The organism is Cellulomonas sp. zg-ZUI22 (assembly GCF_017353535.1).
Classification (GTDB): domain Bacteria; phylum Actinomycetota; class Actinomycetes; order Actinomycetales; family Cellulomonadaceae; genus Cellulomonas; species Cellulomonas wangleii.
Window position 1 is genome coordinate 476477 of sequence record NZ_JAFMUZ010000002.1, and the last position, 23604, is coordinate 500080.

Annotated in this window: 25 protein-coding genes and 1 tRNA gene; 22 read left to right on the forward strand and 4 right to left on the reverse strand. The window is 74.8% G+C overall.

Annotated features, from left to right (window positions below; genetic code table 11):
- The first annotated feature begins 89 nt into the window (after positions 1-89).
- The 10 genes from J1G43_RS09885 to J1G43_RS09930 all read left to right on the forward strand — a co-directional run bounded on the left by J1G43_RS09885 (position 90) and on the right by J1G43_RS09930 (position 8772).
- Positions 90-953, forward strand: a complete 864-nt coding sequence (locus J1G43_RS09885) for a ParA family protein (protein WP_207342201.1) — start codon at positions 90-92, stop codon at positions 951-953.
- Positions 937-1875, forward strand: a complete 939-nt coding sequence (locus J1G43_RS09890) for a ScpA family protein (RefSeq protein ID WP_207378384.1) — start codon at positions 937-939, stop codon at positions 1873-1875. Before J1G43_RS09885 ends, J1G43_RS09890 begins: the two co-directional genes overlap by 17 nt.
- Positions 1872-2552, forward strand: a complete 681-nt coding sequence (locus J1G43_RS09895; RefSeq protein WP_207342203.1) for an SMC-Scp complex subunit ScpB — start codon at positions 1872-1874, stop codon at positions 2550-2552. Before J1G43_RS09890 ends, J1G43_RS09895 begins: the two co-directional genes overlap by 4 nt.
- Positions 2549-3427, forward strand: coding sequence for a pseudouridine synthase (locus J1G43_RS09900; RefSeq protein WP_242635527.1), 879 nt, complete (start codon positions 2549-2551; stop codon positions 3425-3427). The genes J1G43_RS09895 and J1G43_RS09900 overlap by 4 nt, the downstream gene beginning before the upstream one ends.
- Positions 3424-4533 (forward strand): prephenate dehydrogenase, encoded by a 1110-nt coding sequence (locus J1G43_RS09905; RefSeq protein WP_207342204.1) that lies wholly within the window; start codon positions 3424-3426, stop codon positions 4531-4533. The genes J1G43_RS09900 and J1G43_RS09905 overlap by 4 nt, the downstream gene beginning before the upstream one ends.
- The gene (gene cmk, locus J1G43_RS09910; RefSeq protein ID WP_207370452.1) at positions 4515-5243 is read left to right on the forward strand and encodes a (d)CMP kinase; all 729 of its coding nucleotides are present in this window, start codon (positions 4515-4517) and stop codon (positions 5241-5243) included. The genes J1G43_RS09905 and cmk overlap by 19 nt, the downstream gene beginning before the upstream one ends.
- On the forward strand, positions 5240-5926 hold the full coding sequence (locus tag J1G43_RS09915) for a 1-acyl-sn-glycerol-3-phosphate acyltransferase (protein WP_207378385.1): 687 nt from the start codon (positions 5240-5242) through the stop codon (positions 5924-5926). The genes cmk and J1G43_RS09915 overlap by 4 nt, the downstream gene beginning before the upstream one ends.
- Before the next feature lie 78 nt (positions 5927-6004).
- Positions 6005-7543: a ribosome biogenesis GTPase Der gene (der, locus tag J1G43_RS09920; RefSeq protein ID WP_207342207.1), complete on the forward strand. Its 1539-nt coding sequence runs from the start codon at positions 6005-6007 to the stop codon at positions 7541-7543.
- A 7-nt stretch (positions 7544-7550) separates the two neighbouring features.
- Positions 7551-8609 (forward strand): hypothetical protein, encoded by a 1059-nt coding sequence (locus J1G43_RS09925; protein ID WP_207342208.1) that lies wholly within the window; start codon positions 7551-7553, stop codon positions 8607-8609.
- 89 nt (positions 8610-8698) lie between these two features.
- Positions 8699-8772: transfer RNA gene (locus J1G43_RS09930), tRNA-Pro, on the forward strand.
- 304 nt (positions 8773-9076) lie between these two features.
- On the opposite strand, the gene J1G43_RS09935 is transcribed toward J1G43_RS09930, so the two are convergent.
- On the reverse strand, positions 9077-9979 hold the full coding sequence (locus J1G43_RS09935; protein WP_207370450.1) for a universal stress protein: 903 nt from the start codon (positions 9977-9979) through the stop codon (positions 9077-9079).
- Between the two features lie 308 nt (positions 9980-10287).
- Here J1G43_RS09935 and J1G43_RS09940 point away from each other — a divergent pair, with 308 nt between their 5' ends.
- The 3 genes from J1G43_RS09940 (at position 10288) to J1G43_RS09950 (ending at position 12951) form a co-directional block, all read left to right on the forward strand.
- On the forward strand, positions 10288-11070 hold the full coding sequence (locus tag J1G43_RS09940; RefSeq protein ID WP_207342210.1) for a DUF899 family protein: 783 nt from the start codon (positions 10288-10290) through the stop codon (positions 11068-11070).
- Between the two features lie 93 nt (positions 11071-11163).
- Positions 11164-12117: a manganese catalase family protein gene (locus tag J1G43_RS09945; RefSeq protein ID WP_207342211.1), complete on the forward strand. Its 954-nt coding sequence runs from the start codon at positions 11164-11166 to the stop codon at positions 12115-12117.
- A gap of 153 nt (positions 12118-12270) precedes the next feature.
- Positions 12271-12951 carry a phosphoribosyltransferase gene (locus J1G43_RS09950; RefSeq protein WP_207342212.1) on the forward strand — a complete coding sequence of 227 codons (681 nt, stop codon included), beginning with the start codon at positions 12271-12273 and terminating at the stop codon, positions 12949-12951.
- Positions 12952-12997: 46 nt separating this feature from the next.
- Here the strand turns inward: J1G43_RS09950 and J1G43_RS09955 are convergent, their stop codons facing one another.
- Complete coding sequence (locus tag J1G43_RS09955) at positions 12998-13636, reverse strand: DUF2231 domain-containing protein (RefSeq protein ID WP_207342213.1); 639 nt, start codon at positions 13634-13636, stop codon at positions 12998-13000.
- A 323-nt stretch (positions 13637-13959) separates the two neighbouring features.
- Here J1G43_RS09955 and J1G43_RS09960 point away from each other — a divergent pair, with 323 nt between their 5' ends.
- The 8 genes from J1G43_RS09960 (at position 13960) to J1G43_RS09995 (ending at position 21228) form a co-directional block, all read left to right on the forward strand.
- A complete protein-coding gene (locus J1G43_RS09960; protein ID WP_207342214.1) occupies positions 13960-14706 on the forward strand; it encodes a succinate dehydrogenase cytochrome b subunit in 747 nt (248 codons plus the stop codon).
- An 86-nt stretch (positions 14707-14792) separates the two neighbouring features.
- The gene (locus J1G43_RS09965) at positions 14793-16784 is read left to right on the forward strand and encodes a fumarate reductase/succinate dehydrogenase flavoprotein subunit (RefSeq protein WP_207378469.1); all 1992 of its coding nucleotides are present in this window, start codon (positions 14793-14795) and stop codon (positions 16782-16784) included.
- The gene (locus J1G43_RS09970) at positions 16781-17530 is read left to right on the forward strand and encodes a succinate dehydrogenase/fumarate reductase iron-sulfur subunit (protein ID WP_207370447.1); all 750 of its coding nucleotides are present in this window, start codon (positions 16781-16783) and stop codon (positions 17528-17530) included. Before J1G43_RS09965 ends, J1G43_RS09970 begins: the two co-directional genes overlap by 4 nt.
- A gap of 51 nt (positions 17531-17581) precedes the next feature.
- Positions 17582-18904 (forward strand): MFS transporter, encoded by a 1323-nt coding sequence (locus J1G43_RS09975; protein WP_307859543.1) that lies wholly within the window; start codon positions 17582-17584, stop codon positions 18902-18904.
- Complete coding sequence (locus J1G43_RS09980; RefSeq protein WP_207378386.1) at positions 18901-19737, forward strand: aldo/keto reductase; 837 nt, start codon at positions 18901-18903, stop codon at positions 19735-19737. Before J1G43_RS09975 ends, J1G43_RS09980 begins: the two co-directional genes overlap by 4 nt.
- Before the next feature lie 71 nt (positions 19738-19808).
- Positions 19809-20315, forward strand: a complete 507-nt coding sequence (locus J1G43_RS09985) for an RNA polymerase sigma factor (protein ID WP_207342219.1) — start codon at positions 19809-19811, stop codon at positions 20313-20315.
- Complete coding sequence (locus J1G43_RS09990) at positions 20312-20941, forward strand: methylated-DNA--[protein]-cysteine S-methyltransferase (protein ID WP_207378387.1); 630 nt, start codon at positions 20312-20314, stop codon at positions 20939-20941. Before J1G43_RS09985 ends, J1G43_RS09990 begins: the two co-directional genes overlap by 4 nt.
- An 11-nt stretch (positions 20942-20952) precedes the next feature.
- Positions 20953-21228 carry a DUF2277 domain-containing protein gene (locus J1G43_RS09995; RefSeq protein ID WP_207342221.1) on the forward strand — a complete coding sequence of 92 codons (276 nt, stop codon included), beginning with the start codon at positions 20953-20955 and terminating at the stop codon, positions 21226-21228.
- 41 nt (positions 21229-21269) lie between these two features.
- On the opposite strand, the gene J1G43_RS10000 is transcribed toward J1G43_RS09995, so the two are convergent.
- Positions 21270-21635 (reverse strand): hypothetical protein, encoded by a 366-nt coding sequence (locus tag J1G43_RS10000; RefSeq protein ID WP_249670533.1) that lies wholly within the window; start codon positions 21633-21635, stop codon positions 21270-21272.
- Positions 21636-21639: 4 nt separating this feature from the next.
- Positions 21640-23127, reverse strand: coding sequence for a malate dehydrogenase (quinone) (gene mqo, locus J1G43_RS10005; protein ID WP_207378388.1), 1488 nt, complete (start codon positions 23125-23127; stop codon positions 21640-21642).
- A gap of 250 nt (positions 23128-23377) precedes the next feature.
- Here mqo and J1G43_RS10010 point away from each other — a divergent pair, with 250 nt between their 5' ends.
- Positions 23378-23590, forward strand: coding sequence for a hypothetical protein (locus tag J1G43_RS10010; protein WP_207342223.1), 213 nt, complete (start codon positions 23378-23380; stop codon positions 23588-23590).
- Positions 23591-23604: the final 14 nt, after the last annotated feature.

The following is a 23604-nucleotide window of genomic DNA, read 5'->3' on the forward strand; positions in this document are numbered from 1 at the left end:
CCGGTCTGTCGCACCGGGTGCGGGCGCCGGGCTCGGGTAGGTTGTGCGCGAGGTGGGCCCGCACGGGCGACGGGGAGCAGATGGTGAGCATGAGCCAGGAGACGACCGAGCAGCAGCTCGACGCGGTGGGACGGCCGCTACCGGTGTTCCCCGTGCCCGCGCCGCTGGCGTCGCACGGTCCGGCGCGCGTCATCGCGATGTGCAACCAGAAGGGTGGCGTCGGCAAGACGACGACCACCATCAACCTGGCCGCGGCGCTGGCCGAGTACGGCCGCCGGGTCCTCATCGTCGACTTCGACCCGCAGGGTGCCGCCTCGGTCGGCCTGGGCATCAGCCCGCACGAGCTCGACCGCACGGTCTACAACCTGCTCATGGAGCGCGACGCCGACCTCCAGGACGTGCTGCGCCACACGGCGGTGCCCGGCCTCGACCTGCTGCCCGCCAACATCGACCTGTCGGCCGCGGAGGTCCAGCTCGTCGGCGAGGTGGCGCGCGAGTCCGTCCTGTCGCGGGTGCTGCGCCCCGTCCTCGACGACTACGACGTCGTGTTCATCGACTGCCAGCCGTCCCTGGGCCTGCTCACCGTGAACGCGCTCACGGCGGCGCACGGCGTGCTCATCCCGCTGGAGTGCGAGTTCTTCGCGCTGCGCGGCGTCGCGCTGCTCATCGAGACCATCGAGAAGGTGCGCGACCGCCTCAACCCGCGCCTCGAGGTCGACGGCATCCTGGCGACCATGTACGACTCGCGCACCCTGCACGCGCGGGAGGTCGTCGCGCGGGTCAACGAGGCGTTCGGGGACACCCTGCTGCACACGGTCATCGGCCGGACGGTGAAGTTCCCCGACGCGACCGTGGCCGCGGAGCCGATCACGCAGTACGCCCCGACGCACCCGGGTGCCGAGGCCTACCGCCGGCTCGCGCGCGAGCTCGTGGCGCGTGGCGACGCCGCCTGACGGCGCGCCCGGCACGCTGGACACCCCGCGTCCGTCCGACGGCGCGTCGGGGCAGGGGGCGCCGTCGGGGTCGTCCGGGTTCGAGGTCCACCTCGACGTCTTCAGCGGCCCGTTCGACCTGCTGCTCGGACTGATCGCCAAGCACCGCCTGGACATCACCGAGATCGCGCTCGCGCAGGTCACCGACGAGTTCATCGCGTACATCCGTGCCGCCGAGCGTGCCGCCGCCGCGGGCGGCAAGGACTGGGACCTGTCGCAGGCCAGCGAGTTCCTGCTCGTGGCCGCCACGCTCCTCGACCTGAAGGCGGCGCGACTGCTGCCCTCCGCGCAGGTCGAGGACGCCGAGGACCTGGAGCTGCTGGAGGCGCGCGACCTGCTGTTCGCCCGGCTGCTGCAGTACCGCGCGTACAAGGTCGTCGCCCGCGACCTGGGCGTGCGCCTCGAGGAGGGGGCGCGTCGGTTCCCGCGCGACGTGCAGCTCGAGCCGCACCTGGCCGCGCTGCTGCCCGAGCTCGTCTGGCAGCTGGGTCCGGACCGGCTCGCCGAGCTCGCCGCGCGTGCGCTGGCGCCCAAGCCGCCGCCGCCCGGGGTGGACGTCAGCCACCTGCACGCCCCGCTCGTCAGCGTGCGGGAGCAGGCCGCCCTGCTCGTCGACCGCCTGCGCCGCGACGGCGCGTCGAGCTTCCGGTCGCTGACGGCGGACGCCGACGAGCCCGTGGTGGTCGTCGTGCGGTTCCTGGCGCTGCTGGAGCTGTTCCGCGAGGGGGCCGTCGCGTTCGACCAGGTGGTGCCGCTCGGTGAGCTCACCGTGCGGTGGACCGGCAGCGAGGAGGGTGACGTCGCCGTGTCCGACGACTTCGACCACGACGACCCGGGGGCGCCGGCCACGGACGCCCCGGGGCACGAGGAGGCCGGCGCATGAGCGCGCAGGACGCACAGGACACCGCCCCGCAGGCACCGGGCACCGCCCCGGACGCGGCGGACGCCGCACCCGACGAGCTCGCGTTCGACGTCGCGTCGCTGCCCGGCGGGGCGCTCGCGGCGCTCGAGGCCGTCCTCATGGTCGCCGACGAGCCGGTCCCCGCGGTGCGCCTGGCCACCGCGCTGGCGCTGCCCACCGCGCACGTCGAGGAGCTGCTGGCCACGCTCGCCGCCGAGTACCGCGGCGAGGGCGGCGGCCGGCCGCGCGGCTTCGAGCTGCGGCGTGCCGGCGACGGCTGGCGGATCTACTCCGCCGGTCCGTACGCGGACGTCGTGGGGCGCTTCGTGGTCGACGGGCAGACCCAGCGACTCACCCAGGCGGCGCTCGAGACCCTCGCGGTCGTGGCCTACCGCCAGCCCGTCAGCCGCGGGCAGGTCTCCGCCGTCCGCGGCGTCAACGTGGACGGCGTGATGCGGACCCTGTCGACGCGCGGTCTGGTGGCGGAGGTCGGGCAGGACGCCGCCACCGGCGCGGTGCTCTACGGGACCACGGGATACTTCTTGGAGCGGATGGGCCTGTCGAGCCTCGACGAGCTGCCCCCGCTGGCGCCGTACCTGCCGGACATCGAGTCCCTGGACGGCGTGGACACGACCGACGGACGAGAGGACGGACGATGAGCGGCACGGGAGCGCGTGGCCACCGGGGTGGCGGGCGCGCGGGAGGTACGGGACGCACGGGCGGCGGGACTCCGGGACGCGGGCCGCGTCGCACGGGCCGGCCGACGCGGCGGCCCGCCCAGGTCGCGGAGCCGATCGACGTGCACGACCCCGACGGCGTGCGGCTGCAGAAGGTGCTGGCCTCGGCCGGCCTCGGCTCGCGCCGGGCGTGCGAGCAGCTGATCGCCGCCGGGCGGGTGAGCGTCGACGGGCAGATCGTCACGGAGCTCGGCGTGCGGGTGGACCCGCTGACCGCCGTGCTGCACGTGGACGGCATGCGGGTGCAGCTGGACTCCTCGGTCGTCACGATCGCGCTGAACAAGCCGGTGGGCGTGGTCTCGACGATGCACGACCCCGAGGGGCGGCCGTCGCTGGCGCAGTACGTCGCCAACCGCGAGGAGCGCCTGTTCCACGTCGGACGCCTCGACGCGGACTCCGAGGGCCTGCTGCTGCTGACGAACGACGGCGAGCTGGCCAACCGGCTGGCCCACCCGTCGCACGGGGTGCCCAAGACGTACCTCGTCGAGGTGCAGGGCCGGGTCCGCGAGTCGCTGGGCAAGCAGCTCAGGGCCGGCGTCGAGCTGGAGGACGGCACCGTCACGGTCGACGAGTTCAAGATCGTGCAGGTCGCCAGCCACGCCAGCCTCGTCGAGATCGTCCTGCACGAGGGCCGCAACCGCGTCGTGCGCCGCCTGTTCGACGAGGTCGGCCACCCCGTCGACCGGCTCGTGCGCACCCGCATCGGCCCGATCCGGCTCGGTGACCTGCGCCCGGGTCGCACCCGCGTGCTCTCGAAGACGGAGGTCGGTTCGCTCATGACGGCGGTGGGCATGTGAGCGTCGCGACCGTCGGCCCGGTGCGCGTGGTCGGCACCGGGCTGCTCGGTGCGTCCGTGGGGCTGGCCCTGGCGCAGCACGGCGTCGACGTCCAGCTCGAGGACCCGTCGCGCACCGCCCTCGCGCTGGCGCGTGACGTGGGTGCCGGCACCCCGGCCGACGCGTCGTCGCCGGCCCCTGCGCTGGTCGTGGTCGCCGCACCTCCCGACGTGACCGCCGATGTCGTGGCGGCGTCGCTCGCGGCGCACCCGCAGGCCGTGGTCACCGACGTCGCCAGCGTCAAGGGGTACGTCCTGGCCGAGCTGCGCGCCGCCGGCGCCGACCTGACGCGGTACGTCGGGTCGCACCCGATGGCGGGGCGCGAGCGGTCCGGCCCGTCCGCCGCCGTGCCCGGGCTCTTCGTCGGCCGCCCCTGGGTCATCACGGACTCGGGGGAGTCCGGCGAGGACGCCGTGCTCGCCGTGCGGCACCTCGCCGTCGACGTCGGGGCCGTCCCGGTCGTGATGGACACGGACGAGCACGACGCCGCCGTGGCCGTCGTCTCGCACGTCCCGCAGCTCGCCTCCTCGCTCGTGGCGGCACGCCTGCGCGCCGCCGACGACGACGCCCTCGCGCTCGCGGGCCAGGGGCTGCGCGACGTGACGCGCCTCGCGGCGTCCGACCCGGCGCTGTGGACGTCGATCCTGGCCGCGAACGCCGCGGCGGTCCGGGACGTGCTGGTGGCGCTGCGGGAGGACCTCGACGTGGTCCTCGGTGCTCTCGACCTCGCCGCGGCGGCCACGGGGCCCGAGGACGTCGAGCTCGGCGCGCTGGCGACGATCGCCCGCGCGATCGCCGACGGGGGTGCGGGCGCCGCCCGGATCCCCGGCAAGCACGGCGGTGCGCACAAGCGGTACACCGTGGTGACCGTGCTGGTGCCGGACCGGCCGGGCGAGCTGGCCCGGCTGCTCGGCGACGTCGGCGCCGCCGGCGTGAACCTGGAGGACCTGCAGCTCGAGCACGCGGCAGGGCGACCGGTCGGCATGGCGTCGATCTCGGTGCTGCCCGGGCGTGCCGAGCACCTGGAGACCGAGCTGACCGCTCGGGGATGGAGGCTGGTGAGTTGAGCACCGTCGTGGCGGTGGACGGACCGTCCGGGTCGGGCAAGTCGAGCGTGTCGCGCGAGGTCGCGCGGCGGCTGGGGCTGGCCTACCTCGACACCGGGGCGATGTACCGGGCGGCGACCTGGTGGTGCCTGGACCAGGGCGTGCCACTGGGCGACGGACCCGCCGTCGCGGCCGCCGTGCGGGACCTGCCGCTGGTCATGGGCATGGACCCGGCGGCGCCGACGGTGACCGTGGGCGGCCGTGACGTCGGCGCGGCGATCCGCAGCACCGAGATCTCGTCGCAGGTCAGCGCGGTGGCGACCAACCTCGACGCGCGCGCCGAGCTGGGACGACGACAGCGTGAGCTCATCGAGGCCGAGCGGAGCGGCGGCTGGTCCGGCGGGCGCGGCGTGGTGGCCGAGGGTCGGGACATCACGACGGTCGTCGCCCCCGACGCCGACGTGCGGGTGCTGCTCACCGCCGACGAGGCCGCGAGGCTCGCGCGCCGGGCACGTGAGGTGCACGGGAGCGACGACGCCGCCGCGATCGCCGCGACCCGCGACCAGGTGGTGCGCCGCGACGCCGACGACTCCACGGTCGTGGAGTTCCAGGTGGCGGCGGACGGCGTGGTGACGGTCGACTCCTCGGAGCTGGACCTCGAGCAGACGGTCGTGGCCGTGCTCGACGTGGTCGGGCGGGCAGGCGACCCCCAGGCACGAGCGCCCCGGTGAGCGCCGCGGGCGCGCGCCACGTGCCGTCGCCGGCCGGCCCCGCGTGGGGGCGGTGGGTGGGGCGGTTCCTGGCCCGGGTCGTGTGGGACACGCACGTCACGGGCGCCGAGCGCGTGCCCCGCAGCGGACCGGTGGTGCTGGCCGCGAACCACATCACCCTGCTGGACGGCCCGCTGCTCGTCGGGGCGGCACCACGGCCGCTGCACGTGCTGGTGAAGACGGAGCTCTTCCGCGGGCCGCTCGGGCTCGTGCTGCGAGCGGCGGGGCAGATCCCCGTCGACCGCGCCAACGGGCGTCCCGCGCTGCAGTCCGCTCTCGGTGTGCTGCGCCGCGGCGGCGCCGTGGGCATCTTCCCCGAGGGGACCCGCGGGCGCGGCACGGTCGAGCAGGTGCGTGCGGGGGCGGCGTGGCTGGCGGTCAACGGCGGCGCGCCCGTGGTGCCCGTCGCGATCCTGGGTACCCGGCGCACGGGGGAGTCCGCGCACGGGCTGCCGGAGCTGCGCCGCGACCTCGTCGTGGAGTTCGGCGACCCGATCGACGTCGGCGCAGACGGGCTGTCACGCAGGGAGGCCATCGACCACGCCGCGGCGTCGCTGCGCAGCGCGCTGAGCGAGCTGCTCGTGACCGCGCAGGCCCGCACCGGGGTCGAGCTGCCGGCGGACGACCCACGCTCGACGGCCTGACACGCCGGGGGCGCGCCGTGGTGCACGTCGCGACGTGACATGGCCGGACGAGTCGCCGCGGCAGGGGACAATGGACGCATGGACCAGCCCGACCCCACGACGACGCGCACCCCGGACGACGACCGCGGCGACCTCCTCGAGCCCACCGCGCCGCCGACCGACGACGCCGCGGCCGACGGCGACGACGAGGTGGCCCGCGAACGTGCGCTGCGTGCCGGCCTCGCCGAGTACGACCTGGCCGACGAGGACCTGGCCCTCCTGGAGGGCGAGGGACTCGAGGGTGACGCCCTCGAGATCGAGACGACGCTGCCGGTGCTGGCCGTCGTCGGGCGCCCGAACGTCGGCAAGTCGACCCTCGTCAACCGGATCCTCGGGCGCCGCGAGGCCGTCGTCGAGGACAACCCCGGTGTGACGCGTGACCGCGTGAGCTACCCGGCGGAGTGGTCCGGGCGCCGGTTCACGCTCGTGGACACCGGCGGCTGGGAGGTCGACGTCGCGGGGATGGACAAGCGGGTGGCGCAGCAGGCCGAGGTCGCCGTCGACCTCGCCGACGCCGTGCTGTTCGTCGTCGACGCGACGGTGGGCTCCACGGACACCGACGAGCAGGTCGTGCGCCTGCTGCGACGCTCCGGCAAGCCGGTCGTGCTGGTGGCCAACAAGGTCGACGGCCCGGCCGTCGAGGCGGACGCCGCCACCCTGTGGTCGCTCGGCCTCGGGCAGCCCCACCCGATCTCCGCGCTGCACGGCCGCGGCACCGGCGACCTGCTGGACGCGGCCATGAAGGCGCTGCCCACGGTCTCCGCGCACGCCGTGCCGCTGCCGGACGGACCGCGGCGCGTCGCGCTGGTCGGACGGCCCAACGTCGGCAAGTCCTCGCTCCTGAACAAGGTCGTGGGGTCCGAGCGCGTGGTCGTCGACCCGACCGCCGGGACCACCCGTGACCCGGTCGACGAGCTCGTCGCGCTGGGTGGCAAGCCGTGGGTGTTCGTCGACACCGCCGGCATCCGCCGCCGCGTGCACCAGACGTCGGGCGCGGACTTCTACGCCTCGCTGCGCACCCAGGCCGCGATCGAGAAGGCCGAGGTCGCGGTCGTCCTCGTCGACGCGTCGGAGTCGATGACCGAGCAGGACATCCGCATCGTCCAGCAGGTCATCGACGCCGGGCGGGCGCTCGTCATCGCGTACAACAAGTGGGACCTCATGGACGAGGACCGCCGCCCGTACCTGGAGCGCGAGATCGAGCAGCAGCTCGTGCAGGTGCAGTGGGCGCCGCGCGTCAACGTGTCCGCCAAGACCGGCTGGCACACCGACCGTCTCGTGCCTGCCCTCGAGCGGTCGCTGGAGTCGTGGGACACCCGCATCTCGACCGGGCGCCTCAACGCGTTCCTCGGCGAGCTGGTCTCGGCGCACCCGCACCCGCTGCGCGGCGGCAAGCAGCCGCGCATCCTGTTCGCCACGCAGGCCTCGACGCGCCCGCCGCGGTTCGTCATCTTCGCCAGCGGGTTCCTCGAGCCCACGTACCGCCGGTTCATCGAGCGCCGCCTGCGCGAGACGTTCGGGTTCGAGGGCACGCCCATCTCGATCTCGGTGCGCGTGCGCGAGAAGCGCAAGCGGTGACGCTGCGGTGAGCGACCGGCAGGCCGACCGCCGCACCGGCACGGCGACGCACGTGCTGCTGCGGCTCGGCCTGCCGCGCGACCCCCGCGCCACCCGGCACCTCGGCACGTTCCTCGTGGCCACGGCCGCGACGGTGCTGGTCACGCGCGCGTTCCTGGCGGCCACCGGGTACCCGCAGCTCGGTGGCGACGGCCTGCACATCGCCCACGTCCTGTGGGGCGGTCTGCTGATGGCGGTCGCGTTCCTCATGCTGCTGTCGTTCGCGGGGCCGGTGCTGCGCCCGCTCGGCGCCCTCGTCGGCGGCATCGGGTTCGGGCTGTTCGTCGACGAGGTCGGCAAGTTCGTCACGTCGGACAACGACTACTTCTACGAGCCGACCGCGGCGATCATCTACGCCACCGTCGTGGGCCTGGGGATCGTGGCCGAGGCGCTGCACGGCCGGCGGCCGCCCGACCCGCGCGAGGCGCTGGCGGGCGCCGTCGACGAGGCGGTCGCGGGTGTGGTCGGGGGCTTCACCCCGGCCGCGCGGCACCGCGCCGAGGCTCGTCTGTCCGACGCCGGTGACGTGCCCGGTGCGCGGGAGACCCGTGCGCTGCTGCGCAGCATCGACGAGGACCACGCCGAGCTGCCCGACCCGGTCGACGCGGTCGCATCGGGCGTCGTGCGCGTGCTGCACACCTTGGTCCGTGCCCGGTTCGTGCCGTGGCTGGCTGTGCTGGCGCTGGTGGGCACCTCCGGCGTCACCGTGGCCGGTGCCGTGGCCCGGTGGTGGGGCGGGGACGACTCCCCGGGCTGGGTGGTGGCCGGCGCGCTGGTCGCCGGCGCCGTGAGCGTCGCACTGTGCCTGGTGGGTCTGGCCCGCGTCGGGCGGGACGCCGTCGACGGGTACCAGTGGTTCCGGCGCGCCGTGCTCGTGAGCCTGCTGGTCACGCAGTTCTTCCTGTTCCGGCTGTCGCAGTGGGACGCGTCGTGGGGGCTGCTGGTCGACCTGCTGGTGCTCGGCGTGGTCGCGGCCGAGCTCGAGGTCCTGCGGCGGCGGCGCGAGGAGCGCGACCCCACGGCGTGAGCCCGCACGCCTCCGCACCCGGAGGCGACGGGTGGTCGGGACAGGGGCGTCACGTGCGGTAGGCTCTTCGAGGCTTCTGCGGGAGCCATCGGGCTGTGGCGCAGCTTGGTAGCGCACTTGACTGGGGGTCAAGGGGTCGCAGGTTCAAATCCTGTCAGCCCGACGTGGAGAACGGCGATCAGCGGCTGTCCCGGGAGACCGGGGCAGCCGCTGATCTGCGTGGGTGCCCGTGTCGGGTGAGCCGTTCGACTCACCGGTGGTCCGCGAGCGACAGCCCCCGCACCCGCTGAGAGGGACGCCCCGACGAACGGGGGCCGCCTCGGCGTGGACGAGCCGCTCGCGCTGATCCACGTGCTCGACGAGAGCGTCGACCCCGACGAGATCCAGCACCTCGCGACGGCGGAGGCGCTGTTCCTGCAGCGGTACGCCGCCTCGGGCGACCGCCCGGCTGACCCGGGCCGACGGTCTCAGGCCTCCGCGCGGCCGACCAGCACGCTCGACGCGGCGGTGCGGAGCACGTCGTGGCTCACGGAACCCAGGAGCATGCCGCGGAACGCGCCCAGCCCTCGACACCCGACGACCACCAGGTCGCTGCCGACCGACCGGGCGGCGAGGGCGTGCGCGGGGCTGTCCTCGACCACCTCGACGTCGACCTGCAGACCGGGGTGCTCCTCCCGGAGGTCCTGCGCCAGCCGGGACGCCGCGTGGTGCGCGGTGCCGGCCTCGTCCGGGGGCAGCGGGACGGGCGCGTCGTGGGTGCCGTACGGGTCCTCCACGGTCGGGCGTGCGTGCACCAGGACGAGCGGGACCTCGCGGGACGACGCGGCACGTGCGGCGGTCCGTGCCGCGGCGAGCGAGGTCGCGGAGCCGTCCACGCCGACGACCACCGGTCCGGCAGGTCCGTCCGCGGCGGCCTGGCGGACCACCGCGACCGGGACGGGTGCGTGCGCGGCCACGTGGCCCGCCACGCTGCTCAGCCGGGACCCGTCGGCCCGGCCGCTCGCGCCGATCACGAGCAGCTGGGCTCCCTCGGCGGCGGCGAGGATCGCCGGCACGGCCGCCCCCTGGACGGCGCGCGCGTCGACCCGCAGCCCGGGGTGCGCGGCGGTCGCACGTTCCCGCTGTGCATCGAGGTAGGCCTGCGCGTCGCGGTCCAGCCCCAGAGGGATGAAGGGCGCGTACCACCCCAGCGGCGAGACCTCGTACGGCTCCTGCCACGCGTGGACGAGCAGCACGTCCGCGCCGCGCCGCTCGGCCTCCTGCAGGCCCCACCGCAGCGTGTGCGCGCTGTGCGGCCCGCCGTCGAGAGCGATGACCACCGGTCCGTCCGCCACCATGACCGCCTCCTGCTCGAGTGGCCGAGAACGCATCCTTCTTCAGGTTACGCCCGTGGTGGTACGGGCGGTCATGACCTGGGACCTACCACCACGAACCGGTCCCGGAACGCGCCGGGTCCGCCCGTCGACGTCGCGGCCTTCCCGACGGTGCCGGTCGCCGACGGGGGAGCGGCGACCGCGGCGTCGGCGCGGTCCTGAGGTCGCCCCGGCCGCTGCGTGACGTCGAGCAGGTGGGCCAGGTCGTCAGGCGATGAGTTCACCACGTGCCGCCGGTCAGACCTGGTGACCGTCGACGGACGCCGGGCCCCGCTGCCCGGCACGGACAGCCCCGCGGAGACATCATGACAACGCTGAACGACGCACCCACCACCTCACGCCCGGGCCGGCCGCCTGTGGTCGACCGGGCCACGTGGCAGGCCGCGCGTGACGAGCTCCTGGTCCGCGAGAAGGCCCACACCCGCGCGGGCGACGCGCTCGCGGCGGACCGTCGACGGCTGCCGATGGTCGAGCTCGCCCCCGACGTCCAGGTCGTCGGACCCGGGGGTCCGGTGCCGTTCCGCGATCTCTTCCAGGGGCGCGACGAGCTCGTCGTCTACAAGCACATGTGGCACGACGGCGCGCCGCACCAGGGGCAGTGCGAGGGCTGCACGGTCACCGCGTGGCAGCAGAAGGACGCCGTCTACCTCAACGCCCGCGGGGTGTCGTTCGCGATCCTGACCACCGGCCCGTGGGACGAGGTCGCCCCGTACGTCGACTTCATGGGCTACACCCAGCCCTGGTACTCCGTGCGCGGACTGGACGAGCCCGTCGGCGGTGAGATGGGCCACCTCACGTGCTTCCTGCGCGACGGGGACCGGGTCTACCTGACGTACGACACGACGGGCCGCGGCACCGAGGTCGCCGACTCGTCGTTCGGGCTGCTCGACCTGACGCCCTACGGCCGTGGCGAGGCGTGGCAGGACAACCCCGACGGCTGGCCCGAGGGGAACGGTCCCTGCTGGTACTGGAGGGCCGACGCCGACGGCAACGCGGGGTGGGGGCCGACGACCCGGCCCGTGCCGCAGTGGACCCGTCCCGGCGCGACCGCGGTGGACACGCTCGGGCGGCACGGCCACCACCACTGACGTCCGACGGCGGCACGCGGGGCGGCCCAAGATGCCGAACCCGACAAAGGGGAAGAAGGTGGAGGCCCACCGGACCACAGGAAGAGGCTCGCCATGTACCTGCACGTCCAGCGCCTGATCAACGAGATCGTCCCCGACGAGCCGGACCCGGCCGCCGCCAACGCGCTCCAGGAGGGGCTCGGCGGACAGTTCGGCGAGATGCGGACGATGATGCAGTACCTGTTCCAGAGCATCAACTTCCGGGGCCCCTCCGGCAAGCCCTACCGCGACCTGCTGCAGGGCATCGGGACGGAGGAGATCAGCCACGTCGAGCTGATCGGGACGACCATCGCCCGGCTCCTGGACGGTTCGCCCCGGTACCAGGGCAAGAAGACCGACCCGCTCGACAAGCCCGGCGCCGACGGGGCCACGCCCCTGGGGATCGCGCTGGACGAGAGCAACATCCACCACTACCTCGTCGCGGCCCAGGGTGCGCTCCCGGTCGACGCGGCCGGCAACCCGTGGAGCGGGTCGTACGTCTACAACTCGGGCAACCTCGTGCTCGACCTGCTCTACAACCTCATGCTCGAGTCGACCGGCCGTCTGCAGAAGTGCCGGATCTACGAGATGACGGACAACAAGACCGCCAGGTCGACGATCTCGTACCTCATCGTCCGGGACCAGGCGCACGAGAACGCCTACGCCCGCGCGTTGGAGACCCTCGGCGTCGACTGGGGCAAGCTCCTGCCCATCCCCAAGACGAGCGCGGAGAAGTTCCCCGAGGTCAAGAAGCTCCTGGACCTCGGGCTCCAGAGCAAGCAGTACTCCTTCGACCTCACCGCGGCGTCGGAGGCGGGCAGGATCTTCCAGGGCATGTCGCCGTCGAACGACGGCACCCAGCTCGACGCCAGCGAGCAGGCGCCGGCCGGTGTGCCGATGACCATCGCCGAGGAGCGCTTCGAGGAGTTCGCGCCCGGCCTGGACCCCGAGCTCCTCGCGCTGATCCAGGCGACGGCCGACATCGAGATGGCCGAGGTCCAGCCGATCTACGGGCCGCTGCCCGCCTAGGGCACCCGGCACGCGGCACCCCCGGATCGTCGGGTCCCGAGGACCCGGGGGTGCCGACGACGGGCCCGAGACCGCCGGGCACGTCACGTGCGGGCGCGCACGTGACGTGCGCGGACGTCGCGGTGCTCCGGTGCGGCGTGGGGGAGTGGGTGCATGGCCGCGAGCACGAGACCGTACGCGGACCGGGCCGCGGCGGGGCAGGATCTCGCGGGGCACCTGGCGCACCTCGCGGGCGAGCGCGTCGTCGTGCTCGCGCTGCCCCGCGGCGGGGTCCCGGTCGCCGCGCCCGTCGCGCAGGCGCTCCGTGCGCCGCTCGACGTCGTCGTCGTCCGCAAGCTCGGCCTGCCCGGCCACCCCGAGGTGGCGATGGGTGCGATCGCCGGGATCGGTGACGACGTCGAGCTCGTCCACGAGCACCGGATCGAGGTGCGCGGGAACGTCACCGCCGAGGAGTTCCGCCACGTGCACCGTGCCGAGCTCGTCGAGCTGCGGCGTCGGGAGATCGCCTACCGCGGCACTCGTCGCCCACCGGGTGTGACCGGGCAGGTGGTCGTCCTCGTCGACGACGGCATCGCCACGGGGGCGACCGTCCGTGCCGCTGTCGCCGCGGTCCGCCGCCACGAACCAGAGCGCATCGTGGTCGCCGTCCCCGTGGGGCCCGCGGAGGCCGTGGCAGCGGTCGCCCAGACGGCCGACGACGTGGTCTGCGTGCGCCGGCCGCGGCGCTTCCGGGCGGTGGGGCAGGAGTACGTGGACTTCGCGCCGCCCTCGGACGACCAGGTGCGTGCTCTGCTCGCCGGCGCCGGGCCGGCGCGCCCCCGGCACGACGGCTGACGGAACCGGCGGCCCGGCGCCGGTACGGGCGCTCGCGGGCGCGCGGTCAGGCGTCCGGGGTCGTGCTGGGCGGTCCCGGGGCGGGCGCCACGTCCACCTCGTCCGCATCGGGCACCGTGCGGGTGGTCGCCGGCCCGCTGTGCCGGCGCGGCGGTGAGCCGAGGCGGAACGACATGTGACCACCCAGGTACCCGCCGGCCGAGACCACACCCGTCGCGAGCAGCGAGGCCGCCACACCGGCCGAGTGCGCCCCGCGGCGCCGCAGCACCCAGGACCCGGCGTACAGGCCGAGCGCCACGGAGTTGAGGGCGGCGTGCGCGGCCCCGACGCGCTGCGTGCGGCGGCCGGACACGGCCCAGTCGGCCAGCCCGGTGAGGGAGGTCGGCAGTGCGGCCAGGACGCCGAGCCCGAGCAGCCGTTCGGCATGGGGTCGGGCCGAGTCGCCCCCCACGAGGTCCAGCGTGGTGGCGGACATCCACAGGCCCAGCGGCAGGTCGGTCATCAGCGGGTGGAGCGCGTGCCCGAGGTCCCGACCGTGCAGCCGTGCAGCGAGCCCGGGTCGACCCTCCAGCGCGGCCGCGACGCGGGGCTGCCAGCGCTCGATGACGGCGTCGAACGCGTCCGAGCGCTCGAGGGCGCGGGTGGCGCGCAGCGCGGGGGACGTCCGGTCGTCGGTGTCGCTCATCGGGGGACCTCCGTGGGTGGTGACGGGTCTGCTCCGGTGGTCGTCGAGCATCGCACGACAGGGCGACGCTCGCCCGGGCAGCGTCGACGCCCGTCGGGCCGGGCCGTGACGGGCCCGGGGACGGGCCGGTGGGTGGGTCGAGAGGGCTGATAACGGAACCTGGCGCCCATGAAGGCACAGGAAGACGACAAAACCAGCCCGGAGTCCGAGAGGGGAGCCGTCCAGCGGGGGACTCCAGTCCCACCTCGGCTCCCGCGCGGGATGGAAGCCTCGAGGCGCTGGACGCCCGCACCGGCGGCGCGTCCGTGACACGGAGGTCAGCGGTGGCAGTACCGACCAGCACGCGTCCTGAGCCCGACCGCGTCCCCGCCGTCGCCCGGCCCGCCCCGAACCCGCCGGCGCGCCCGGCGACCTGGGTCCTCAAGGCGGTGATGGCCGTCACCGGCCTCGTGCTCGTGGTGTTCGCCGTCGTGCACCTCGTGGGGAACCTCAAGATCTTCCTCGGCCCCGAGCAGCTCGACGGCTACGCCCACTGGTTGCACGAGGACCTGCTGGCCCCGCTGGTGCCGCACGGCTGGTTCATCTGGATCTTCCGCGCCGTCATGGTGACGAGCCTCCTCGCGCACGTCGCGGCCGGCGTGGTGCTGCGGCGCCGGGCACGCACCGCCCGTGGGCCGCACCGCCGCCAGGGGCTGAGGGGACTGCGTGGGTTCCAGGCGCGCAGCATGCTCGTCACGGGCGCGGTCCTGCTCTTCTTCATCGTGTTCCACGTCCTCGACATCACGACGGGCACACGTCCCGCCGCGACCGACGAGTTCGTCGCCGGGCAGGCGTACGCGAACATCGTCGCGTCCTTCCAGCGGCCGGCCGTCGCCGCGTTCTACGTCCTGGCGATCGGGACCCTCACGCTGCACCTTGCGCACGGGCTGTGGAGCGTGGTGAACGACCTCGGGGCCACGGGACGCAGGCTGCGCGCCACGGGCGCGGCGCTCGCCGGCGGCGTGGGCCTGCTGATCCTCGTGGGCAACCTGATCATCCCGGTCGCGGTCCTGACGGGGCTCGTGGCATGAGCGGCACCGACGCACCCCGCACCGACGCACCCGGCACCGACGCGATGGGCACCGACATGACCGGCAGCGACATGACCGGCAGCGACATGACCGGCCCCGCCACGGACGGTGCGGCACCGACGCTCACCCCCGAGGACGTGCGCCGGGTCGGTGCGCAGCTCGACGGCCGCGTGCCCGAGGTGCCGGCCGAGCAGGCGTGGGACGACCGCCGGCTGCGCTACGACCTCGTCGCGCCCGCCAACCGCCGCAAGTTCACCGTGATCGTCGTCGGCACGGGCCTCGCCGGCTCGGGCGCGGCGGCCGCGCTCGGCGAGCTCGGGTACCAGGTGGAGTGCTTCACGATCCACGACGCACCACGGCGTGCGCACTCCGTCGCCGCGCAGGGTGGCATCAACGCCGCCCGCGCGCGCAAGGTCGACAACGACTCGGTGCACCGGTTCGTCAAGGACACCGTCAAGGGCGGCGACTTCCGCGGCCGCGAGGCGGACGCCTACCGGCTCGCGCAGGAGTCGGTCCGCGTCATCGACCACATGAACGCGATCGGTGCGCCGTTCGCCCGCGAGTACGGCGGCCGGCTGGCGACGCGGTCGTTCGGCGGCGTGCAGGTCTCCCGGACCTACTACACCCGTGGCCAGACCGGCCAGCAGCTGCAGGTGGCCGGCGCCAACGCGCTCCTGCGTCAGGTGGCCCGGGGGACCGTCACCCTCCACACACGCCAGGAGATGCTCGACCTGATCGTCGCCGACGGGCGCGCCCAGGGCATCGTCGTCCGGGACCTCGTCACGGGGGAGGTGCGCGCCGTCACCGCGCACGCGGTCGTCCTGGCGACCGGTGGCTACGGCAACATCTACTGCAAGTCGACGCTCGCCAAGAACTCGAACGCCACGGCCGCCTGGCGCGCCCACCGACGCGGCGCCCACTTCGCGAACCCCGCCTTCATCCAGTTCCACCCCACCGCCCTGCCGCTGATGAGCGAGTGGCAGTCCAAGACGATCCTCATGTCGGAGTCGCTGCGCAACGACGGGCGGATCTGGGTGCCCGCACGCGCAGGCGACGACCGCGCCCCGGCGGACATCCCCGAGGACGAGCGGGACTACTACCTCGAGCGGCGCTACCCCACGTACGGGAACCTCACGCCCCGGGACGTCGCGTCGCGTGCAGCCCGTGAGCGGATCGACGCGGGCCACGGCGTGGGGCCGCTGAGGAACGCGGTGTACCTCGACTTCGCGGACGCCGTGGCACGGCTCGGGCGCGACACCGTGGTGTCGCGCTACTCGAACCTCTTCCACATGTACGAGCAGGCCACGGGCGACGACCCGCTGCGCACACCGATGCGGATCGCGCCGGGTGCGCACTTCGCGATGGGCGGGCTGTGGTCGGACTACGACCTGATGACGTCGGTCCCCGGGCTGTTCGTCGGGGGTGAGGTCGGCTGGGGCTACCACGGTGCCAACCGGCTGGGGGCCAACTCGCTGCTCTCGGCGTGCGTCGACGGCTGGTTCACCCTGCCGTACGCGGTGCCGGGCTACCTGGCGCCCCTGCTGGGGTCGGACGTGCTGGCGCCGGACCACGAGGCGGTCGTGAACGCGCTCGAGGCGGTGCGCGCACGGACGCAGCGGCTGCTGAAGAACGACGGCACGCAGGGTCCCGACCGGTTCCACCGTCGGCTGGGGGAGATCCTCTACCGCTGTGCCGGGGTCACCCGGACCCCCGAGGGTCTGGCCCAGGGCATCGCCGAGATCCGGGCGCTGCGCGAGGAGTTCTGGCGCGACGTCCGCGTGCTCGGCGAGGGGTCGGCCCTCAACCAGGAGCTCGAGCGCGCGGGACGCGTCGCGGACTACCTGGAGATGGCCGAGCTGCTGTGCGTCGACGGGCTGGACCGTGACGAGAGCTGCGGCGCCCACTTCCGCGCCGACCACCAGACGCCCGACGGCGAGGCGCTGCGCGACGACACCACGTGGTGCCGGGTCTCCGCGTGGGAGTCCCCGGCCACCGACGCCCCCGACCAGCGGTTCGTGCGGCACGACGAACCACTGACGTTCCAGACCGTGCCGCTGCAGACGAGGAACTACGCGTGAAGCTCACCCTGGACGTCTGGCGCCAGCCCGACGCGGCATCGCCCGGTGCGTTCGAGACCTACGTCGTCACCGACGCGACCCCCGAGATGACCCTGCTCGAGCTGCTGGACCGGCTGAACGACCAGCTCGTGGCCGAGGGCCGCGAGCCGGTCGCGTTCGAGTCCGACTGCCGCGAGGGCATCTGCGGGTGCTGCGGCGTGAACGTGGACGGCCGGCCGCACGGCCCGGAGGGCAACACGCCGTCCTGCGAGCAGCACGTGCGGTCCTTCGCGGACGGCGACCGCGTCGTCATCGAGCCGCTGCGCTCGGCCGCGTTCCCGGTCGTCAAGGACCTCGTGGTCGACCGGTCGGCGCTGGACCGGGTGATCCAGGCGGGCGGCCACGTCGCGGTGGACGCGGGTACCGCACCGGACGCGGACGCGACCACCATCGACCACCAGACCGCGGAGATGGCACTGGACTTCGCCGCGTGCATCGGGTGCGGGGCGTGCGTCGCGGCCTGCCCCAACGGCTCCGCGTCCCTGTTCACCGGCGCCAAGCTCACCCACCTGGCAGCGCTGCCGCAGACGCGTGCCGAGCGGGGTCGCCGGGCCGTGGCGATGGTGGACCAGATGGAGCACGACTTCGGGCCGTGCTCGACGTACGGGGAGTGCGCGCTGGTGTGCCCGGCGGGGATCCCGCTGAGCGCGATCGCGGCGGTGGGCAAGGAGCGGATGCGGGCGTTCCTGCGGGGTCGCGCGACCTGAGACCGGGGGAGTGCGCTCGGCGTGGCAGCACGGCGCCGCTAGCGTCGTGCCGTGACCCCGTCCGACGGCCCGCCGGCGCCCGGCACCGCGCGGCCCGGTCCGGGCGGTGGTGACCTCGTCGACGTGCCGCGCCTGCGTCGGCGCACCCTGACCGTCCTGGTGGCCGCGCAGGTCTGCGGCGGGCTCGCCGCCGGGTCGGCCGTGTCGGTCGGCTCGCTGCTCGCGGTCGCGCTGTCGGGGTCGTCGACGTGGGCGGGCGGGGTGACGACCGCGACGACGCTCGGCGCGGCGCTCGCGTCGCTGGGCCTCGCGCGCCTGGCGACGGCCCGGGGGCGGCGTGCGGCGCTGTCGACCGGCCTGGCGCTGGCGGCGCTCGGCGCGACGCTCGTCGTCGTGTCCGTCGTCCTGTCCGCGTTCGCGCTCCTGCTGGTGGGCAGCGTCCTGCTGGGGGTCGGGGCCGCCGTGAACCTGCAGTCGCGCTTCGCGGCGACGGACCTCTCGACGCCCGCGACGCGCGGCCGCGACCTGTCGCTGGTCGTGTGGACCAGCACGGTCGGCGCGGTCGTGGGCCCCAACCTCGTGCACCTCGACGGTGCCGTCGGTCGGCTCACCGGGCTGCCTCCGCTGGCCGGTGTCTTCGTGCTGGCCGGGCTCGGCATGCTCGTCGCGCTGCTCGTCGTGCAGGTGGGGATGCGGCCCGACCCGCTGGACGTCGCGGGGCGGGCCGAGGGGACGGTGCGCCGGCACGTCCCGGTGCGGGTCGCCGGTGCCACGCTGCGCCGCCACCCCCGGGCCCTCGCCGGCGTCCTGGGCGTGGTCGTCGCCCACGCCGTGATGGTCGCGGTGATGTCGATGACGCCCGTCCACCTCGCGGAGCACGGCGGGTCGGTCGAGCTCGTCGGCCTGACGGTGAGCCTGCACCTGGCCGCGATGTTCGCGCTCGCGCCGGTCATGGGCACGCTGGTCGACCGTGCCGGTGCGCAGCCCGTGCTCCTCGCCGGTCTGGTGGTCCTCGTGGTGGCCACGGCGGTCTGCGGCCTGGCGGGAGGGGACGCCCTGGGCGTGACGGTCGGGCTCGTGCTGCTCGGCCTGGGCTGGTCGTCCGCGACGGTGGCGGGCTCGGCGGCGGTCGCCGCGGACGTGACGGGCGTCGAGCGCGTCGCCGTCCAGGGGCTGTCCGACGCCGCCATGTCGTTCGCCGGAGCCGTCGGCGGTGCCCTGGCCGGTGTGTGGCTGGGCCTGGTCGGGTACGGCGGGCTGAGCGCGGTGTCGGGGGTCGTCGCGACGTTCGGCGTGCTCGTGGCGCTCGCCGCGCACCGTGGCGGGCGGTCCCCGCGCGCGGACGCGGACACCGGTGCGAGGGTGACCCCATGACCTCTCCCACCATCACCCTGAACAACGGCATCGCGATCCCGCAGGTCGGTTTCGGCACCTTCCAGGTCAAGGCCGAGGAGACGCAGCGCACCGTCGAGGACGCGCTCGAGGCCGGGTACCGCCACATCGACACGGCGGCCGGCTACTACAACGAGGCGGGCGTCGGCGCCGCGGTGCGGGCGTGCGGCCTGCCGCGCGACGAGGTGTTCGTGACGACGAAGCTGCGCAACGGCGACCAGGGCTACGAGCAGGCCCTGCGCGCGTTCGAGGACAGCCGCCGTGCGCTCGGCCTGGACGTCGTCGACCTGTACCTCATCCACTGGCCGGTGCCCAGCAAGGACCTGTACGTCGAGACGTGGCGGGCCTTCGAGAAGCTGCTCGCGGACGGTGCCGTCCGGGCGATCGGCGTCTCGAACTTCCTGCCCGAGCACCTCGAGCGGCTGCTGCGCGAGACGGACGTCGTGCCCGCCGTCAACCAGGTGGAGGTGCACCCGACCTTCCAGCAGCGCGCGACGCAGGACGCCTCCACGCAGCACGGCGTCGCCGTCGAGGCGTACTCGCCGCTGGGGCAGGGCAAGGACCTGCAGGCCGACGCCGTGACGTCGGTGGCGGAGCGGCTCGGCGTCACCACGGGCCAGGTGGCCCTGCGCTGGCACGTGCAGGCAGGACGCATCGTCATCCCCAAGTCGGTCACGCCCGAGCGGATCCGCTCCAACCTCGACCTGTTCTCCTTCGACCTCACGGACGAGGACGTCGCGGCCATCGACGCGCTGGACAGCGAGGAGCGCATCGGCGCCGACCCGGCCACCGCCGCCTTCACCCAGATGCGCTGACCCGCACGCGCTGACCCGCGCCCCGCCGGACCTCACGTCACGGCGGGGCGCGGCGTCTGCACACTGTGGGGATGACCGGACCGTTCGAGGACGTGGTGCGCGCGCACGGGGGCACCGTGCTGCGCGTGTGCCGCGCGGTGCTCGGGCCTGGCGACGCCGACGACGCGTGGTCCGAGACGTTCCTCTCCGCGCTGCGCGCCTGGCCGGCCCTCCCACCCGACGCGAACGCCGAGGCGTGGCTCGTGACGGTGGCGCGGCGCAAGGCGATCGACGAGCTGCGCCGCCGTGCCCGGCACGCGACGCCCGCCGCCGAACCGGGCGCGCTGGGCGGCGACCCGCTGGTCGCACCCACGCCGCTGCCCGGCGACCGTGACCTCGACCTGTGGCGCGCGGTCGGCGCGCTGCCCGCCAAGCAGCGGCGCGCCGTGGTGCTGCACCACCTGGGCGGGCTCCCGTACGCCGACGTCGCGGCGCTCGTGGGTGGCAGCGCCGCCGCGGCCCGGCGTGCCGGAGCCGACGGCGTGGCCGCGCTGCGCCGCACGTACGGCACGACCATCGACGACGGGGGCCAGCCATGACGACCGACCGGACGACACGCGCCGGTGAGGAGCAGGCCACGCTGCGCCGCCTGCACGCCCGACTCGTCGCCGAGGCGCAGGCCGACGGGTTGCTCGACGTCACCTACCGCGTGGTGGACTCGCCGGTGGGCCGCCTGCTGGTCGCGGCGGGGGAGACCGGGGTGCTCCGGGTCGCGTTCGAGGTGCAGGGCCACGCCGCGGCGCTCGACGACCTGGCCGCCCGCGTGGGCCCGCGGGTGCTGGAGGGCGGCACCCGGCTGGACCCGGTGCTGCGCGAGCTCGACGAGTACTTCGCCGGCCGGCGTCGCACGTTCGACGTGCCGGTGGACCTGCGGCTCACGCGGGGGTTCCGCCGTGACGTCGTGGCGGCTCTGACCGCCGTGCCGTACGGCGCGACCGCGTCCTACCGGCAGGTCGCCACGGCGGCGGGCCGGCCCGCCGCGGTGCGCGCGGTCGGTACGGCGTGCGCGCTCAACCCGGTGCCGCTGCTGCTGCCGTGCCACCGGGTGGTGCGCTCCGACGGGTCGCCCGGCCGCTACGCCGGGGGCGAGGCGGCGAAGCGCACGCTGATCGGCCTGGAGCGGGCGGGCGCCGACCCTCTCGCCACGGGACCCGCCGAGGCGTAGGTTCGGCAGGCATGTGCCGGAACATCACGACGTTGCGCGGCCTGGAGCCGCACGCCACGGACGCGGAGATCGAGGCGGCCGCCCTGCAGTACGTGCGGAAGGTGACCGGCGTGCAGCAGCTCTCCGACGCCACCCGCGGGCCGGTCGAGGCGGCGGTCGCGCAGATCGCGCACATCACCGCCCACCTGCTCGACGAGCTGCCCGAGCGCCGCCGGCCTCCGGCGACGGTGCCGCCGCTGCGCCGCCCCGAGGTGCAGGCGCGCATCGCGGCGCGCCAGGGGGGCTGAGGCCGGCCGCGACGTCCGCACGAGGCCGCAGGGTGCGCCGGTCAGTCGTCCGTGCTGCCCGGCGTCGGCACCAGGCGGGGGATGCCCGCCGGGGCGACGGCGGACAGGGCGAGGAACCGCGCCTCGGCGCGGTGCAGGCGGATGTGCTCGTCGAGCGACCACCCGGGACCGTTCGTCAGCGTCATGCCGCAGGCGCACCCGATGGTCACGGCGCCGTCCTCGTCCACGACGACCTGACCCACCGTCGTGTGGTCGGTGAACGCCCGCACCTTGGCGTGGCGCATGGGCGCGCTGACGGGCTCCGGCAGCGTCTCCTGCGGGTCGGTCGTCCGCTCGCCGTCGGTCAGGTCGTCGGCGGGACGACCGAGGTCGGGAACGTCGGGGCCGGGAAGGGCGTGGTCGGGCACGGACTCAGTGTCCGCCCGTGAGCGTCCCGTCGTCCACGAGCTGACGCTCCATCGCCGCGTCCCACTCGCCGCCGCCCAGGCTGGGCATCAGCTGCTGCAGCTGCGGACGCCAGGCGTCGGCCCGCTCGGGGAAGCACCGGTCGAGCAGGTCCAGCATGGTCGCCACCGCGGTCGACGCGCCGGGGGACGCGCCCAGCAGACCGGCGATCGAGCCGTCGGCCGACGCCACGAGCTCGGTCCCGAACTCCAGCACACCACCGCCCTTGCCGCGCTTGATGACCTGGACGCGCTGGCCCGCCGTCACCAGCTCCCAGTCCCGCGGGTCGGCGGTCGGCATGTACGCGCGCAGCGTGCGCAGCCGCGCGGTGTCGCCGGTGGTGACCTCGCGGATGAGGTACGTGAGCAGGTCGACGTTGCGCAGGCCGACAGCGATCATCGGCACCAGGTTGGTGGGTCGCACCGAGCGCAGCAGGTCGGTCCAGGAGCCGCGCTTGAGGAACTTCATGCTCCAGCCGGCGTACGGGCCGAACATCAGCGCGCGGCGCCCGTCGACGACGCGCGCGTCCAGGTGCGGGACCGACATGGGCGGCGCACCGATCGCGGCCTTGCCGTAGACCTTCGCGCGGTGCTGGTCCACCACGTGCGGTGCGGTGGTCCGCAGGAACTGCCCGCTGATCGGGAAGCCCGCGTACCCGCGGATCTCCTTGATGCGGCTGCGCTGCAGCAGGTGCAGCGCACCGCCGCCCGCGCCGACGAAGACGAACCGGGCGGTGAGCGTGCGCGGCGGACGACCGTTCCAGCGCCGGTCCGCCACGGTGACCCGCCAGCGCCCGTCGCGCAGGCGCTTGAGCCGCGTGACCTCGCTGCTCGTGTGCAGGGTGGCCCCGCGCTGGACCGCGTCGGCGAGCATGGCGCGCGTCAGCGACCCGAAGTCGACGTCCGTGCCCCAGGCGGCGCGCGTGGCGGCGACGGGCTCGTCGTCCGCCCGGTCGGCCATGAGCAGGGGAGCCCACCGGGCGATGACGGCCGGGTCGGTCGTGAACTCCAGGTCGGCGAACAGCCGGTGCGCGCGCAGCGCCTCCCAGCGGCGGCGCAGGAACTCGACGTCCTGCGACCCGCGGACGAACGTCAGGTGCGGGGTCGTGGTGACGGCGTCCTCGCCGCCGGGCAGCCGGCCCGCGGCGGCCAGGTGGTGCCACAGCTCGCGCGACAGCTCGTACTGCTCGTTGATCGTGACGGCCTTGGTCACGTCGACCGTGCCGTCGGGGCGCTGGGGCGTGTAGTTCAGCTCGCACAGCGCGGCGTGGCCGGTGCCCGCGTTGTTCCACGCGTTCGAGCTCTCGAGCGCGGGGGAGTCCAGCCGCTCGTGCACCTCGATGCGCCAGCCGGGCTCCAGCGTGCTCAGCAGCGACGCGAGCGTCGCGCTCATGATGCCGCCGCCCACCAGCAGGACGTCGACGTCGGCCGCGGTCTCGTGCTCTCCAGGTGCCACGCCGCGATGCTAGGTCGACGTCGAGAGACCTCCCAGCACAAGTCATGTGATGTTTGTCTCGTGGGACTTTCGTCACATGCGCGCCGCTGACCTGCGGCGCAGTCGCTGTCGGCCGACACGGGGACGTCGGACGCGACGCCCCGACCCCGGTCGTGCCCGACGAGGGCGACACGCCGCGCGGACGCCCGACACGCGCACGCCCCGCGCCGAGCGGGTGCGCGACCCGCCCGGTGCGCGGTAGAACCGGTGCATGAGCTCGAACCGCGCGCGCGACCTGACGTCCGACCCCGCCGCCCACGGCCTGGCCGACCAGCCCCTCACCCAGGCGGACCTGGACGCGGCGGACGCCCGCACGGGGGGCGACCCCGCGCGGGCCCCGCGCTCGCTGCGCGCCGCCGAGCTCGAGCCCGACGACGAGGCGATCGCCTCGAGCGACGACTGGGACGACCCCGAGCGGCTCTGAGGTCCGCGCCGGCG

What these genes read in the sequence shown, in the direction of transcription:
- J1G43_RS09985 (WP_207342219.1), top strand. Translation starts at nt 19,809, where the DNA reads ATGACCGGACCGTTCGAGGACGTGGTGCGCGCGCACGGGGGCACCGTG.
- J1G43_RS09990 (WP_207378387.1), top strand. Translation starts at nt 20,312, where the DNA reads ATGACGACCGACCGGACGACACGCGCCGGTGAGGAGCAGGCCACGCTG.
- J1G43_RS09980 (WP_207378386.1), top strand. Translation starts at nt 18,901, where the DNA reads ATGACCTCTCCCACCATCACCCTGAACAACGGCATCGCGATCCCGCAG.
- cmk (WP_207370452.1), top strand. Translation starts at nt 4,515, where the DNA reads ATGGAGGCTGGTGAGTTGAGCACCGTCGTGGCGGTGGACGGACCGTCC.
- J1G43_RS09885 (WP_207342201.1), top strand. Translation starts at nt 90, where the DNA reads ATGAGCCAGGAGACGACCGAGCAGCAGCTCGACGCGGTGGGACGGCCG.
- J1G43_RS09950 (WP_207342212.1), top strand. Translation starts at nt 12,271, where the DNA reads ATGGCCGCGAGCACGAGACCGTACGCGGACCGGGCCGCGGCGGGGCAG.
- J1G43_RS10010 (WP_207342223.1), top strand. Translation starts at nt 23,378, where the DNA reads ATGAGCTCGAACCGCGCGCGCGACCTGACGTCCGACCCCGCCGCCCAC.
- J1G43_RS09900 (WP_242635527.1), top strand. Translation starts at nt 2,549, where the DNA reads ATGAGCGGCACGGGAGCGCGTGGCCACCGGGGTGGCGGGCGCGCGGGA.
- J1G43_RS09955 (WP_207342213.1), bottom strand. Translation starts at nt 13,636, where the DNA reads ATGAGCGACACCGACGACCGGACGTCCCCCGCGCTGCGCGCCACCCGC.
- J1G43_RS09965 (WP_207378469.1), top strand. Translation starts at nt 14,793, where the DNA reads ATGACCGGCCCCGCCACGGACGGTGCGGCACCGACGCTCACCCCCGAG.
- J1G43_RS09945 (WP_207342211.1), top strand. Translation starts at nt 11,164, where the DNA reads ATGTACCTGCACGTCCAGCGCCTGATCAACGAGATCGTCCCCGACGAG.
- J1G43_RS09940 (WP_207342210.1), top strand. Translation starts at nt 10,288, where the DNA reads ATGACAACGCTGAACGACGCACCCACCACCTCACGCCCGGGCCGGCCG.
- J1G43_RS09995 (WP_207342221.1), top strand. Translation starts at nt 20,953, where the DNA reads ATGTGCCGGAACATCACGACGTTGCGCGGCCTGGAGCCGCACGCCACG.
- J1G43_RS09935 (WP_207370450.1), bottom strand. Translation starts at nt 9,979, where the DNA reads ATGCGTTCTCGGCCACTCGAGCAGGAGGCGGTCATGGTGGCGGACGGA.
- J1G43_RS09895 (WP_207342203.1), top strand. Translation starts at nt 1,872, where the DNA reads ATGAGCGCGCAGGACGCACAGGACACCGCCCCGCAGGCACCGGGCACC.
- der (WP_207342207.1), top strand. Translation starts at nt 6,005, where the DNA reads ATGGACCAGCCCGACCCCACGACGACGCGCACCCCGGACGACGACCGC.